Consider the following 13,048-nt stretch of genomic DNA (forward strand, 5'->3'; position numbering starts at 1 on the left):
TCAGGCGCGACGGAAGACCAGCGAGCCGTTGGTGCCGCCAAAGCCGAACGAGTTGGACATGGCGATGTCGATGCTGGCCTTCTCCGCCTGGTTCGGCACCAGATCCATGCCGAGCGCGGCGACCTCCGGATCGACGTCCACCAGGTTCATCGTCGGCGGCAGCACGCCTTCGCGCAGCGCCATGATCGAGAAGATCGCCTCCACACCGCCGGCAGCGCCAAGCAGGTGGCCGGTGACCGATTTGGTGGAGCTGACCGCGAACTTGCCCTTCTGCGTGGCGTGCTCGCCGAAGACGCTGCGGATGGCCTTGGCCTCGCCCAGGTCGCCCACCGGTGTGGACGTGCCATGCGCGTTGACGTACTGCACGTCGGACGGCTGCAGATGCGCGTCATGCAGTGCATTGCGCATGGCCAGCTCGGCGCCATCGCCACTCGGCGAGGTGATGTGGTACGCGTCGCCGCTCATGCCGAAGCCGGTCAGCTCGGCAAGGATGTTGGCGCCACGCGCCTTGGCGAATTCGTATTCCTCGAGCATCAACATGCCTGCGCCATTGGACAGCAGGAAGCCGTCGCGACCGATGTCCCACGGACGGCTGGCGTGGGTGGGATCATCGTTGCGGGTGGACATGGCCTTGGCCGAGCAGAAGCCCGCCATCGCCGTGGGCGTGGTGGCGAACTCGGAGCCACCGGCCAGCATGGCGTCGGCATCGCCGTACTGGATCAGCCGCATCGCCATGCCGATGTTGTGCGTGGCCGTGGTGCACGCCGAAACCAGGGCGATATTCGGGCCCTTGATGCCGTGGTAGATCGACAGGTTGCCGGCCACCATGTTGATGATCGAGCTGGGCACGTAGAACGGCGACACCTTGCGCGGGCCCCTCTCGGCCAACTCCAGCGCGGTCGTCTCGATGGTATGCAGGCCGCCGATGCCGGCGCCCGCGGCGATGCCGATGCGCCCGGCGTTCTGCTCGGTGACCACCAGTCCGGACTGCCGGAATGCATGCGTGCCCGCCACGATGCCGTAGTGGATGAACGGGTCCATCCGCTTGAAGTCCTTGGCGATCGCACGGCGCTCGTCGTCCGGCGTATCGGTGCCGGCAAAATAGGCGTCGACCGGATCGAAATCACGGACCTCGCCCGCAATGCGGGTGGCGTAGGCACTGGCGTCGAAGCTGGTCACGGGACCGATACCGCTGCGGCCTTCGACGATGTTCTGCCAAGCGGTGGCGATGTCGTTGCCGACCGGCGAAATGATGCCCATGCCGGTCACTACCACTCGTCGCTTGCTCATGCTGTTTTCCTTCAAGGTTGCGTGGCGCTGCCCATAATCGGAACAGGCCCGTGCACACCGCGGATATGGCGCCCGTCACCGCAGGCGCGCCTGGCGCACCATACGGGATCGGACGTTACAAAACGCAGAAACGAAAACTGCGCCAGAAGGCGCAGCATTCGCTATCACCACGGGAGCGGCAGGCTCGGGTATCGAACGCCGCCGACCGATGGGATCAAACCCGGATCATTCAATCCTTGGAGTGGGCCTTGATGTAATCGACGGCCTGCTGCACGGTGGTGATCTTCTCGGCTTCCTCGTCGGGAATCTCGGTTTCGAACTCTTCTTCGAGGGCCATCACCAGCTCCACCGTGTCCAGCGAATCTGCGCCCAGATCGTCCACGAACGAAGCATTCGTCGTGACTTCATCCTCTTTCACGCCCAGCTGCTCGATGACGATTTTCTTGACGCGCTCTTCGATGGTGCTCATGTTGCCCATACCTCTCAAGGAGTAGTTGTTTGTCTGTGCCGGCACCGTGCCAGCAAAAGGCCGGCGCATTGTAATGGCTAAGCAGTGATGCCGCCATCGCCGGCTGGTGAAACCACAGCACAGGCCACGATGGCCGGCGCGAAGGGGTAATTGTCGCCTAAAAACCGTCTGCTGGCGACAACCGGTGTGAGAATCCTCACGCCATGTACATGCCGCCGTTGACGTGCAGCGTCTCGCCGGTGATGTAGGCGGCCGCCGGAGAGGCCAGGAAACCCACTGCCTTGGCGATGTCATCGGCCTCGCCGAGACGGCCCAGCGCGATCTGCCCCAGCAGGGCTTCCTTCTGTGCTTCCGGCAAGGCGCGGGTCATGTCGGTGTCGATGAAACCGGGTGCAACCACGTTGACCGTGATGCCGCGGGTGCCGATCTCGCGCGCCAGCGATTTGGAGAACGCGATGATGCCGGCCTTGGCCGCCGCGTAGTTCGACTGGCCCGGATTGCCGGTAAGGCCGATGACCGAGGCGATCGAGATGATGCGGCCCTTGCGCGCCTTCATCATGCCGCGCATCACCGCCTTGGAGGTGCGGTAGACCGAGGTGAGGTTGGTGTCGATGATGGCCTGCCAGTCGTCGTCCTTCATGCGCATCAGCAGCTGGTCGCGGGTGATGCCGGCGTTGTTGACCAGGATCGACACCGCGCCGAATTCCTTGCCGATGGCATCGATCAGGCCTTCGACGGCATCGCCGTCAGTGACATCCAGCTTGCGACCGTGGCCACCGTTCGCCGCCAGGCGCTCACCGATCGCCGCGGCGCCCGTGTCGCTGGTGGCGGTGCCGATGACGGTGGCGCCCATCGCCGCCAGTTCATCGGCAATCGCCGCGCCGATGCCGCGGCTGGCGCCGGTAACCAGGGCGATCTCGCCTTGCAGGGACTTGCTCATCGTGTGGAATCCTCAACGTTCGATAACAGAAATCGTGTGCGGCGAATGACGCGTCGAGAGCGCGTTCAAACCCATTCGGCGCGTGCGGCGTCCAGCTCGGCGGGGGTGCCGATGGCGCGTGCCTCCAGCGTCTTGTCGATGCGCCGGATCAGGCCGGCCAGCACCTTGCCGGGGCCGCACTCGGCGATGCGCGTGGCGCCGCCGGCAGCCAGCGCCTGCACGCATTCGGTCCAGCGCACGGGCAGATACAGCTGGCGCTGCAGCGCGCCGCAGATGTCCTCGACGGTGTCGTAGCTGCGCGCCTCGGCGTTCTGGATCACCGGGATCGACGGCAACTGCCATGCGATCGAGGCCATGCGCTCACCCAGGCGATCGGCGGCGTCGCGCATCAGCGCGCAATGCGACGGCACCGACACCGCCAGCTTGATGGTTTTTTTCACACCCAGTTCGGCCAGCTTCGCCAGCGCGCGATCGACCGCCTCCGCATGGCCGGCGATCACCAGCTGGCCGGGCGAATTGAAGTTGGCCGGCGCCACCACCTGCCCTTGCGCCACTTCATCGCACACCGCGGCGATCTGCGCATCGTCGCCACCCAGGATCGCCGCCATCGCGCCGACGCCCGCCGGAACGGCCGCCTGCATCAAGCGACCGCGCTCGGCCACCAGCGCCGCGGCGTCATGCAGCGACAACGCGCCGGCGCACACCAGCGCGCTGTATTCACCGAGGCTGTGGCCGGCGAGCTGCGCCGGCTGCGCGCCGCCCAGCGCCTGCCATACCCGCCACACCGCCACGCTGGCAGCCAGCAACGCCGGCTGGGTGTTCTCGGTGCTGTTGAGCTGATCTTCGGGGCCCTGCGCGCTCAGTTTCCACAGATCGATGGCCGCGCCCTGCGAGGCTTCGTCGAACGTCGCGCGCACTTGCGGATGCGCCTCGGCGAGGTCAGCCAGCATGCCTACGGACTGCGAGCCCTGGCCGGGAAATACGAAAGCGAGCGAAGGAGAAATCGAACTCATGATGCGCGAACCATCGATGGAAAAACGGCATGGTGCCATGCCGGGCTATCCGTGCGCAGCGGTATCGGATCATCCTGCCCGATATGACGATGCCGCCTCAGCGGCGGCATCGATTCAAACGAACACAGTCAGCAAGCGTGCCGGGATCAGTAACGCAACAGCGCCGACGCCCAGGTAAAACCGCCGCCGAACGCTTCCAGCAACAGGTTCTGGCCACGCTGCACCTTGCCCGAACGCACGGCGTAATCGAGCGCCAGCGGCACCGAACCGGACGAGGTGTTGGCGTGCTTGTCGACCGTCACGACGACCCGGTCCATCGACATGCTCAGCCGCTTGGCGGTGGCCTCGATGATGCGCAGGTTGGCCTGGTGCGGGATCAGCCAGTCGATCTGCGATTCCACCATGCCGGCGGCCTCGAGCGTTTCGCCGACCAGCGCGTCGAGCGTTTTCACCGCAACCTTGAACACCTCGCGGCCGGCCATGTTGATACGCACGCCGTGGTTGGGTTCGTCCTTGAAACCGGCCGACACGCCCACCGGGTTGTACAGCAGCTCCTTGAAGCCGCCGTCGGCGTGAAGGCAGGTGGCGTAAATGCCCGGCTCGCTGGAAGCCTCCAGCACCACGGCGCCGGCGCCATCGCCGAACAGCACGCAGGTCTGGCGGTCGCTCCAGTCGACCATGCGCGTCAGCGTCTCGGCGCCGATCACCAGCACCTTTTTCGATTGCCCGCTGCGGATGAACTTGTCGGCCACGCCCAGCGCATAGACGAAGCCCGAACAGGCCGCGTTGACGTCGAACGCGGCGCAACCGTTGGCGCCCAGCCGGTGCTGCACCAGGCAGGCGGTGGACGGGAAAATGATGTCCGGCGTGGTGGTGCCCAGCACGATCAGGTCCAGCTCGGACGCCTTGACGCCCGCCGCCTCCAGCGCGTTCTGCGCGGCCCGGAAGGCGAGGTCGCCGGTGGTCTCGCCATCGGCGGCGATGTGCCGCTGGCGGATGCCGGTGCGGCTGTGGATCCACTCGTCGCTGGTGTCGACGATCTTTTCCAGGTCGACATTGGTGACCACTCGCTCCGGCAAGGCGCTGCCGGTGGCGATGATGCGGGAATATATCTGCGGCATTCGGCTATCCATCCCATGACTGCAAAGGATTCGGTCGGCTGGGCGGCGACACGACATCGCCACGTTACGTTTCAGCCGCCGGGAACGCAAAACGGCGCGTCACCGCGCCGTTTGCCTGGGGTCGTGACTACCGGAACCTCGGGCCCCGGAACACGCGGTCAATCTTCGACCGACACCGCACCCTTGGTTTCGATGACTTTCTTGCCGCGATAGTAGCCGTCCTTGGTGACGTGGTGGCGCAGATGCACCTCGCCGCTGGTCGGATCGGTGGACAGCTGCACGGTCTTCAACGAGTCGTGCGAACGACGCATGCCGCGGGTGGACGGGGTACGGCGGCTCTTGGCAACTGCCATGGTAGTTCTCCAGCTAAAGCAATGATTTGCTAGGTATGTTCTGAATCGGTATGGACCGGATCACTGACCCGGCCCGATGGTTATTTCTTCAGCTCGCGCAGCACCGCGAACGGATTCCCGGCATGCCTTTCGCCGGAATCCTCTTCGGCGTCATGGCCTGTCACTTCGTCGGGCAGGCTGCTGTCCGGGTTGACCGGTACCAGCGGCAGCGCCAACAACAATTCGTCCTCAATCACGTCCGCCGGATTCAGCCGCCCATCCTCGGGCACCAGCAGCGCCTCGTAGTCCGGTGGCAACCCGGCCTCGTCGCGCTCGTGCCTGATCAGGCCCAGCCGCGTGTCCACGACCACCGGCAGCACGAACGGTTCAAGCGTGCGCTGGCAGGTCAGGGTAAGCCGGGCCTGCGCCCGTACAGCGACGTAATCCGTTCCGAGGCTGTCGCGTCCAAAATCCAGCTCGAATTGCACCAACCCGTCGGTGCCGGCCAGCGCCTCGCTGAGGCGCGACAGGGTCGCGATGGGGAGTGTTCCTTCGAACGAACGCCGCGCCGAAACCACGCGCCAAGCGTCCAGGGACTCTGGCAGTGTCACGGACATAGTCGCGGAATGGTAGGTTTGAACCCGATCGAAGTCAACCGGCACGCCACAACGGACGGCTGGCCGGGGCCGGCCATTCACCCATTTTGCCTGATCCGCCCACGATACGGCAGACTGAGGCCTTTCGACCCCGTGTCGCCTGGATGCGCACCTTGAATGTCTACCTGACGCTCGGCGCCGCCGCGTTGCTGGCGCTACTTGTTGCCGCGACGGGCTGGCTGCTGCTGCGCCGCCCGGGCCGCGCTGAAAGCCTCACCAGCCTGCTCGACCTGGCCGACCGGCTGGAGAGCGACCTCAAGACCTGCCGCAGCGGCTTGCAGCAGGCCTACGCCGTGATGTCGATCAACCCCGACCTGCCGGCCGCGGGCGAGGAAGACGCACAGCACGCGATCGACGCCGGCCTGCGCGCCCTGCTGCAGCAGCGGCTGTGGATCCGCGACCGCCTGCCCCACGCCAAGGCGCATGAAGTCGACGAGGCACGCAACTCGCTGCTGAGTGCGCGCGAGCGCCTGCGTCCGCTGCTGCAGGCGTTGAACCAGGCCCAGACCGACCTGGACAGCGCCATGCGCGACCACATCCGCCGCGATCCCGACGCATGACCGACACGGCGGTCCGATTGGTACTCGCCTCCACCTCGCGTTACCGCGCCGAACTGCTGCGCCGGCTGGGCGTGGATTTCGAGCCCCGCGCCCCCGGCACCGATGAAGCACCAGTGGCCGGTGAAAGCCCACACGCACGGGCGCTGCGGCTGGCCATCGCCAAGGCCGAGGCGGCGGCCGGCACGCGACGCGACGCGGTGGTCATCGGATCGGACCAGGTAGCCGAGCTGGACGGAACGCTGCTGGACAAGCCCGGCACAGCGTCGCGTGCACGCGAGCAACTGCTGGCCAGCTCGGGCCGTCAGGTGGATTTCCATACTGCCGTCTGCGTGCTGGATACCCGCGATGGCCGCCGGCACGTGCACGTCGATCTCACCCGTGTGCACTTCCGTCCGTTGCGGGACGAGGAAATCGCCCGCTATATCGAGCGCGAGCAACCGCTCGATTGCGCGGGCAGTTTCAAGTGCGAGGGCCTGGGCATCAGCCTGTTCGAGGGCATCGACAGCAGCGATCCCAGCGCGTTGATCGGCCTGCCGCTGATCGCCGTGGCCAGGTTGTTGCGCAACTGCGGCGTCGCCCTGCCCTAGGAGCCTGCCGGGCGCGCGGCAAATTGCGGCACGGTCGCTGGACGGTTCCGACTCGGCATGGGTAAGGTCACACTACCCTTCCCGCATCGACAGCCCATGCCAGCCACCACGCCGCTTCGTGATTCCTCCCTGCAGCAGCGGCTGGACGCCGCCATCGCCCAGGTCAACCAGGTCCTGCTGGGAAAAGCTCGGCAGGTGAAGCTGGCGTTTGCCTGCCTGATCGCGGGCGGCCACCTGCTGCTGGAAGACGTGCCTGGCGTAGGCAAGACCACGCTGGCGCACGCGCTGGCGGCGACCTTCGCGCTGGAGTTCCAGCGGGTGCAGTTCACCAGCGACCTGCTGCCCTCGGACATCATCGGGGTCAGCGTGTACGAGCGCGAAACCGGCCAGTTCCGCTTTCATCCGGGTCCGATCTTCACCGGCCTGCTGCTGGCCGACGAGATCAACCGCGCCAGCCCCAAGACGCAAAGCGCGCTGCTCGAAGCGATGGCCGAGGACCAGGTCACCGTCGACGGCCAGACGCACGCGCTGGCCCAGCCATTCTTCGTGGTGGCCACGCAGAACCCGCTCGATCTCAACGGCACCTTTCCGCTGCCCGATTCGCAACTGGACCGCTTCATGCTGCGGCTGTCGCTGGATTATCCGGACGCGGCGGCCGAACGCGCGCTACTGACCGGCAGCGATCGACGCGACCTGTTGGCGCAACTGACACCGCAACTCGACGGCGCGGCCCTGGCCGCATTGCATCAGCAGGCACAATCGATCACCGCCAGCGCTGCCTTGCTCGATTATCTGCAGGCCCTGCTCACGGCCAGCCGCCGTCATCCGGACATTCGCGCGGGGTTGTCGCCACGCGCGGGGTTGGCGTTGCTTGCGGCGGCACGGGCGTGGGCCTTGCTGAGTGGTCGAACCCACGTGCTGCCCGAGGACGTGCAGGCCTTGTTCGTGCCCCTGGCGGCACATCGGCTGCTGCCCGTACGCGGCGCCAACGGCGAAACGCTGGCGCGCCAGCTGCTGGCCGAGGTGGCGGTGGATTGATGGCTCCGCTGCTGCAGCGCGCACAACAACTGGCCGAGCGCCGGCTGCCGTCCCTCACCCGCTACCGACGGGCCGAAAAGCTGCCGATCGAATTGCACCGGCGGCGCATCTACATCGTACCGACCGGTTTCGGCCTGGGCTTTTCGGTCTTGCTGCTGGTGATGCTGGTGGGCGCGCTCAACTACGCCAACAACGCCGCCCTGTTGCTGACCTGCCTGCTGGGCGCGGCCAGCGCCGCCAGCATGCTGGTGGCGTTCCGCGATCTCGATGGACTGCGGCTGGGCCATATCCGTGCCGGCCATGCCGTGGCGGGGCAACCGATCGAGCTCACGCTCGCTTTCGATTCATCACGCGTGCGCCAGGCGATCCGGGTGGAACTCGGCCGGGATGCCACTGCCTTCGCGATCGAGGCCGGTGCGGTCGTGCACCTGAAATTGATGATGCCGACGACGCGGCGCGGCTGGCAGCCGCTGGCACGCCTGCGGGTCTGGAGCAGCTGGCCGCTGGGGCTGTTTCGGGCGTGGAGCTGGTTGCACCCGGAGCAATCCGTGCTGGTGTGGCCACGCCCGGAAGAGGCCGGCCCACCACCGGTCGCACCGGCCGAGGATGCGCGGTACATGCGCCTGCTGCAGGGTGACGAGCTGGCGGCACTGCGCGAGTACCGTGTCGGCGACCCACAGCGCCACGTCGCCTGGAAAGCCAGCGCGCGCCACGACAACCTGCTGGTGAAGGATTTCGAGCGGGCGCAAAACCGCCCGCAATGGCAACTGGACTGGCGCCGGCTCGACGGGCTCGACGCTGAATCACGCATTTCCCGGCTGGCCCGCTGGGTCAACGAGGCACAGGCGCAACAGCGTCATTTCAGTCTGTGGCTGCCCGGCAACATCATCGCCAACGGCAGCGGACCGGAGCATTACGCCCACTGCATGAACGCCCTGGCGCAACTGCCATGAAACGCACACCAGGCCCGAAAGCCACCATCGATGCACCCATCGACAGCCGTGCCTTCGACCTGCTGAGCGCCACCCTCGCCCTGGTCCTGGCGCTGCATGCGTCGCATCTGCCGTGGTGGCTGAGTGCAGCGCTGGCATTGATACTCGGCTGGCGCTGGTGGCAGCGGCGGCGGCAAACCGGCCGGGTGCCGGCCTGGCTGAAGTTGCCAATGCTGGTGTTGCTGACCCTGGTGGTGATTGCCTGGTACGGCAGCATCTTCGGTCGCGAACCGGGCACTGCACTGGCGGTAGGCCTGCTGGTGCTGAAACTGCTGGAGAGCGAAACCGAACGTGACGCGCGCGTGGGCATCAGCTTCGCCTGCTTTGCGCTGATGGTTGCCTTGCTGTTCGACCAGGGCCTGATCGCCACCCTCGTGGTGGCGCTGGGCCTGTTGCCGGCGTTGGCCACCTTGCGCGCGCTGCAACCGGCGCGCCTGCCCGCCAGTGCGCGCGGCACCGTGATGTCCAACCTGGGGTTGTTGTTCGCCGCGCTGCCACTGGCGCTGCTGGCGTTTCTGCTGGTGCCGCGGTTGAGCACGCCGTTGTGGGGTGCGCCTTCGCCGCGCCAAGCGACCACCGGCCTCAGCGACAGCATGACGCCGGGAAACTTCACCGAGCTGCTTACCGACGACCGGCCCGCTATGCGGGTGAGTTTTGACGGACCGCCGCCGGCCGCCGATCTGCGCTATTTTCGCGCCTACGTGATGGGCTACTACGACGGTCGCGGCTGGCACCGCCGGCCACCCGATCCGCGTGAAGCCGTCGCCTCGATCGAGGCCGGCACGACAGTCAGCTACCGGATCACACTGCAGCCCACCCGCCAACGAGTACTGCCAACCCTGGACGTACCGCTGCAGGCGCCGGCGCAGTCGCAGATGCAACCCGAGCGCGAAGTGCTTGCGGACAAGGCCGTGACCGAGGCGATCAGCTACGCCGGCACGTCGGCGTCGCGATACCGGCTGCAAGCCGTGCTCGATCCCGCATCGCGACAACGCGGCCTGCAGCTTCCGGCGGGATTCAATCCGCGCACCCATGCGCTGGCAGCGCAATGGCGCCAGCGCTTCGGCAGCGACGATGCGGCGATCGTGGATGCAGCGCTGGCGCGGTTCCACGATGGCGGTTTCCGCTACACCCTGGCGCCCGCGCCGCTGGGCCGCGACTCCATCGACGACTTCCTGTTTTCCACGCAGGAGGGTTTCTGCGAGCACTACGCGTCGTCTTTCACCGTGCTGATGCGCGCCGCCGGCATTCCCGCGCGGGTGGTCACCGGTTACCAGGGCGGCTACTGGAACAAGCTGGCCGACTACCTGCTGGTGCGCAACTCGGACGCGCACGCATGGAGCGAAGTGTGGCTGGCCGGGCGTGGCTGGATTCGCGTCGATCCCACCGCGGCCGTGCGGCCAGAGCGCGTGACCCTGGGCGCGGCCGCGGCGGCCGGCGATCAACGTGACTGGTACCGCAACGACTGGTTGCAGGACGTGCGCAACCGCTGGGACATTGTCAACCGATGGTGGGATCAGGCCGTTGTGGGTTTCGATGCCTTGCGCCAGCGGGGCTTGTTGACGCCTTTCGGCATACGCGACACGGATACCGGGATGCTCGGCCTGCTGCTGGCGATCAGCAGCGTGCTGTTTGTAGCCCTCGGGTTGGGCTGGGCGCTATGGCGGCGTGAAGCGCGCGACCAGCTGCGCGCCGCCATGCACCGGCTTGAAAACAAGCTGGCGCGTCGCGGGATCACGCGGCGTTCCAGCGAAGGGCCGCAGCATTATTTGAGCCGCGCCGCGAGAGCCTTGCCCGCGCAGCGCCATGAACTGGAAGCACTGATGAATCTGTATCTGTCATTGCGTTATGCCCAGGACCATCCACCGACTGAATCCGTGCGGGCGTTTTCTGTTGCCGTACGGGAATTCCGCCCCCTCGACGTGGTCAAATGAGCATCGAAGTGATCGCGCACGCCATCGCCCCTGCCGGAGAAACCGTCATGTCCCCCTATCGCCCGCTTGCCCTCGTCGCGGCTATCGCCCTGCTGGGCGGCTGCGCCACCATTCCGCAACCGCTGCAGGGCACCTATTCCAGCGTCAGCACCTCGGCTGCCCAACAGGGCGGTGCCGGCGGCACGCATGTGCGCTGGGGTGGCGAAATCATCAAGACCGAGCCGGGCCCGCAGCAGACCTGCTTCTACCTGTTGTCCCGCCCACTCGACGATCAGGCACGCCCGAAGGCTGGTGTCGAAGGTGAAAACCAGGGCCGTTTCGTCGCCTGCCGCAACGGCTTCTATGACCCCGAGGTATTCACCCGCGGTCGCGAGCTGACAGTAACCGGCACGCTGCACGGCATCGTGTCGCAGAAGGTTGGCGAATTCGATTACGCCTACCCCCGGGTGGAGGCCGACGTGGTTTACCTGTGGCCGAAGCGGGTCGCGCCGCAGCGTTACGGACCAGGGTTCTACGACCCGTTCTGGGGCCCGGGCTTTGGCCGCTATTACGGCCCCGGCTTCGGCGGCTACGGTTGGGGCAACCCTTACTGGAACCAGCCACGGGTGATCATCGTGCGGCCTCCGCACCAGCATCCGCCTCGCGGGAAATAACAGGCCCCAAAGAAAACGCCGGCTTCGTGCCGGCGTTTTCGTATTGCCATGCCGTCTAGCCGGCTCAGCCCGGGGGCCACGCCAGGCGACGGCCAGCCAGCAAATGGACATGCAGATGGAATACCGTCTGCCCGCCATCGTCGTTGCAATTGATCACCGTTCGATAACCCTGCTCGGCAACCCCTTCCTGGCGCGCGTAATCCGCGCAGGCAAGCAACAGCTTGCCCAGCAACGTCGCATCGCCCGGCTCGGCGTCGTTCAAGGTGGCCATCGGCCGCTTCGGGATGAACAGCACGTGGATCGGCGCCTGCGGATTGACGTCCCTGAAACCCAGCACATCGTCATCTTCGTAGACGATATCCGCGGGGATTTCGCGGCGGATGATCTTGCTGAAAATCGTGTCGCTCATGGTGCTTTCCCTTTAGTCACTCAACGATCTGTCGACGACCAAACGCGTGCGCGAGGGTGCCGCGGTCGACGAATTCAAGTTCACCGCCCAGCGGCACGCCATGCGCCAACCGGGTCGGCCGGATACCGCCGGCGCGGGCCAGTTGCGCCAGGTAATGCGCCGTGGCCTCGCCCTCGACGGTGGGGTTGGTGGCGATGATCATCTCCTCGATCTCGCCCTCGCCCAGGCGCTGGGTGAGCAGCCCCAGGCCCAGCTCCTCCGGGCCGAGCCCGTCCAGCGGCGACAACCGCCCCATCAGCACGAAGTATTGGCCGCGATACCCGGTCGCCTGCTCGATCGCCGCCACGTCCACCGGCGACTCCACCACGCACAGCACCTGGCGGTCACGACTGCTGTTGGCGCATAGCGCGCACAGCGGGTCTTCGCTGAAATTGCGGCAGCGATTGCAATGCCCGATGCGCTGCATCGCCTGCTCCAGCGCCGCCGCCAGTTTCAGCCCGCGCTCGCGATCGCGCTCCAGCAAATGGAAGGCCATCCGCTGCGCACTCTTGCCACCCACGCCAGGCAGGCAGCGCAGTGCTTCGATGAGGTCGGCGAGGAGGGGGGAGCTGCTCATTGAGTGTCCGGGATTGGGGATATGGGATTGGGGATTCGGAACGTCAAGAGCATCCGCTTTTACCCATTCCCGATTCCCTATTCCCCATTCCCTGCATCAAAACGGCATCTTGAAACCAGGCGGCAAGCTCATGCCCGCCGTGACGCCGCCGAGCCGATCCTTGCTGGCCTGCGCCACCTTGTTCACCGCGTCGTTGACCGCGGCGGCGACGAGGTCTTCGGCCATTTCCGGGTCATCAGCGAAGGTTTGCCGGTCGATCTGCACGCGACGTACTTCGTGCGCACCGGTCATCACCACGCTGACCAGGCCGCCGCCGGCACTGCCGGTGACTTCCAGTTTGGCCAATTCTTCCTGCGCGCGCTTCATGTCTTCCTGCATGCGCTGGGCCTGCTGCATCAGCTGGCCGATCTGTCCTCTCATGGCATTACTCCGCTCTTC

General features: G+C 66.3%; 16 protein-coding genes. 6 read left to right on the top strand and 10 right to left on the bottom strand.

From position 1 onward, the window contains the following. The 7 genes from fabF to ASD68_RS06470 all read right to left on the bottom strand — a co-directional run bounded on the left by fabF (position 1) and on the right by ASD68_RS06470 (position 5,782). Positions 1 to 1,290, bottom strand: coding sequence for a beta-ketoacyl-ACP synthase II (gene fabF / locus ASD68_RS06440; protein ID WP_056605237.1), 1,290 nt, complete (start codon positions 1,288 to 1,290; stop codon positions 1 to 3). A 229-nt stretch (positions 1,291 to 1,519) separates the two neighbouring features. After that, positions 1,520 to 1,759: an acyl carrier protein gene (gene acpP / locus ASD68_RS06445; RefSeq protein ID WP_007081788.1), complete on the bottom strand. Its 240-nt coding sequence runs from the start codon at positions 1,757 to 1,759 to the stop codon at positions 1,520 to 1,522. A 196-nt stretch (positions 1,760 to 1,955) separates the two neighbouring features. Beyond that, entirely contained in the window at positions 1,956 to 2,699 is a 744-nt protein-coding gene (gene fabG, locus ASD68_RS06450) for a 3-oxoacyl-ACP reductase FabG (RefSeq protein ID WP_056604665.1), read from the bottom strand. Positions 2,700 to 2,764: 65 nt separating this feature from the next. Next, positions 2,765 to 3,712, bottom strand: a complete 948-nt coding sequence (gene fabD / locus ASD68_RS06455) for an ACP S-malonyltransferase (RefSeq protein WP_056081042.1) — start codon at positions 3,710 to 3,712, stop codon at positions 2,765 to 2,767. Positions 3,713 to 3,858: 146 nt separating this feature from the next. Beyond that, positions 3,859 to 4,833: a beta-ketoacyl-ACP synthase III gene (locus ASD68_RS06460; protein ID WP_056604668.1), complete on the bottom strand. Its 975-nt coding sequence runs from the start codon at positions 4,831 to 4,833 to the stop codon at positions 3,859 to 3,861. 158 nt (positions 4,834 to 4,991) lie between these two features. Then, the gene (rpmF, locus tag ASD68_RS06465; RefSeq protein WP_007081784.1) at positions 4,992 to 5,186 is read right to left on the bottom strand and encodes a 50S ribosomal protein L32; all 195 of its coding nucleotides are present in this window, start codon (positions 5,184 to 5,186) and stop codon (positions 4,992 to 4,994) included. A gap of 80 nt (positions 5,187 to 5,266) precedes the next feature. Further along, positions 5,267 to 5,782, bottom strand: a complete 516-nt coding sequence (locus ASD68_RS06470; protein WP_235578649.1) for a YceD family protein — start codon at positions 5,780 to 5,782, stop codon at positions 5,267 to 5,269. A gap of 152 nt (positions 5,783 to 5,934) precedes the next feature. On the opposite strand from ASD68_RS06470, the gene ASD68_RS06475 reads away from it, so the two are divergent. From ASD68_RS06475 to ASD68_RS06500, 6 genes are all read left to right on the top strand, one after another. Further along, positions 5,935 to 6,381, top strand: a complete 447-nt coding sequence (locus ASD68_RS06475; RefSeq protein WP_056081047.1) for a hypothetical protein — start codon at positions 5,935 to 5,937, stop codon at positions 6,379 to 6,381. Beyond that, positions 6,378 to 6,968 carry a Maf family nucleotide pyrophosphatase gene (locus ASD68_RS06480; RefSeq protein WP_056604672.1) on the top strand — a complete coding sequence of 197 codons (591 nt, stop codon included), beginning with the start codon at positions 6,378 to 6,380 and terminating at the stop codon, positions 6,966 to 6,968. Before ASD68_RS06475 ends, ASD68_RS06480 begins: the two co-directional genes overlap by 4 nt. 96 nt (positions 6,969 to 7,064) lie before the next feature. Beyond that, a complete protein-coding gene (locus ASD68_RS06485) occupies positions 7,065 to 8,006 on the top strand; it encodes an AAA family ATPase (protein ID WP_056604675.1) in 942 nt (313 codons plus the stop codon). Continuing rightward, a complete protein-coding gene (locus ASD68_RS06490) occupies positions 8,006 to 8,959 on the top strand; it encodes a DUF58 domain-containing protein (protein ID WP_056604678.1) in 954 nt (317 codons plus the stop codon). The genes ASD68_RS06485 and ASD68_RS06490 overlap by 1 nt, the downstream gene beginning before the upstream one ends. Next, positions 8,956 to 10,932 (top strand): DUF3488 and transglutaminase-like domain-containing protein, encoded by a 1,977-nt coding sequence (locus ASD68_RS06495; RefSeq protein WP_056604681.1) that lies wholly within the window; start codon positions 8,956 to 8,958, stop codon positions 10,930 to 10,932. Before ASD68_RS06490 ends, ASD68_RS06495 begins: the two co-directional genes overlap by 4 nt. A 47-nt stretch (positions 10,933 to 10,979) precedes the next feature. Next, complete coding sequence (locus tag ASD68_RS06500; RefSeq protein ID WP_056605243.1) at positions 10,980 to 11,585, top strand: Slp family lipoprotein; 606 nt, start codon at positions 10,980 to 10,982, stop codon at positions 11,583 to 11,585. A gap of 64 nt (positions 11,586 to 11,649) precedes the next feature. On the opposite strand, the gene ASD68_RS06505 is transcribed toward ASD68_RS06500, so the two are convergent. From ASD68_RS06505 to ASD68_RS06515, 3 genes are all read right to left on the bottom strand, one after another. Further along, a complete protein-coding gene (locus ASD68_RS06505) occupies positions 11,650 to 11,994 on the bottom strand; it encodes a histidine triad nucleotide-binding protein (protein ID WP_056080280.1) in 345 nt (114 codons plus the stop codon). 16 nt (positions 11,995 to 12,010) lie between these two features. Further along, positions 12,011 to 12,610 (bottom strand): recombination mediator RecR, encoded by a 600-nt coding sequence (gene recR / locus ASD68_RS06510; RefSeq protein ID WP_056080282.1) that lies wholly within the window; start codon positions 12,608 to 12,610, stop codon positions 12,011 to 12,013. Between the two features lie 96 nt (positions 12,611 to 12,706). Then, entirely contained in the window at positions 12,707 to 13,030 is a 324-nt protein-coding gene (locus tag ASD68_RS06515; RefSeq protein WP_056080285.1) for a YbaB/EbfC family nucleoid-associated protein, read from the bottom strand. Positions 13,031 to 13,048 lie beyond the last annotated feature (18 nt).

Origin of the sequence: Rhodanobacter sp. Root627, assembly GCF_001427835.1 — a bacterium.
Classification (GTDB): Bacteria; Pseudomonadota; Gammaproteobacteria; order Xanthomonadales; family Rhodanobacteraceae; genus Rhodanobacter; species Rhodanobacter ginsenosidimutans.

Excerpts from the sequence above, each read along its gene's own strand:
- fabF (WP_056605237.1), bottom strand. The coding sequence starts at position 1,290 with ATGAGCAAGCGACGAGTGGTAGTGACCGGCATGGGCATCATTTCGCCG.
- acpP (WP_007081788.1), bottom strand. The coding sequence starts at position 1,759 with ATGAGCACCATCGAAGAGCGCGTCAAGAAAATCGTCATCGAGCAGCTG.
- fabG (WP_056604665.1), bottom strand. The coding sequence starts at position 2,699 with ATGAGCAAGTCCCTGCAAGGCGAGATCGCCCTGGTTACCGGCGCCAGC.
- fabD (WP_056081042.1), bottom strand. The coding sequence starts at position 3,712 with ATGAGTTCGATTTCTCCTTCGCTCGCTTTCGTATTTCCCGGCCAGGGC.
- ASD68_RS06460 (WP_056604668.1), bottom strand. The coding sequence starts at position 4,833 with ATGCCGCAGATATATTCCCGCATCATCGCCACCGGCAGCGCCTTGCCG.
- rpmF (WP_007081784.1), bottom strand. The coding sequence starts at position 5,186 with ATGGCAGTTGCCAAGAGCCGCCGTACCCCGTCCACCCGCGGCATGCGT.
- ASD68_RS06470 (WP_235578649.1), bottom strand. The coding sequence starts at position 5,782 with ATGTCCGTGACACTGCCAGAGTCCCTGGACGCTTGGCGCGTGGTTTCG.
- ASD68_RS06480 (WP_056604672.1), top strand. The coding sequence starts at position 6,378 with ATGACCGACACGGCGGTCCGATTGGTACTCGCCTCCACCTCGCGTTAC.
- ASD68_RS06485 (WP_056604675.1), top strand. The coding sequence starts at position 7,065 with ATGCCAGCCACCACGCCGCTTCGTGATTCCTCCCTGCAGCAGCGGCTG.
- ASD68_RS06490 (WP_056604678.1), top strand. The coding sequence starts at position 8,006 with ATGGCTCCGCTGCTGCAGCGCGCACAACAACTGGCCGAGCGCCGGCTG.
- ASD68_RS06495 (WP_056604681.1), top strand. The coding sequence starts at position 8,956 with ATGAAACGCACACCAGGCCCGAAAGCCACCATCGATGCACCCATCGAC.
- ASD68_RS06500 (WP_056605243.1), top strand. The coding sequence starts at position 10,980 with ATGTCCCCCTATCGCCCGCTTGCCCTCGTCGCGGCTATCGCCCTGCTG.
- ASD68_RS06505 (WP_056080280.1), bottom strand. The coding sequence starts at position 11,994 with ATGAGCGACACGATTTTCAGCAAGATCATCCGCCGCGAAATCCCCGCG.
- recR (WP_056080282.1), bottom strand. The coding sequence starts at position 12,610 with ATGAGCAGCTCCCCCCTCCTCGCCGACCTCATCGAAGCACTGCGCTGC.
- ASD68_RS06515 (WP_056080285.1), bottom strand. The coding sequence starts at position 13,030 with ATGAGAGGACAGATCGGCCAGCTGATGCAGCAGGCCCAGCGCATGCAG.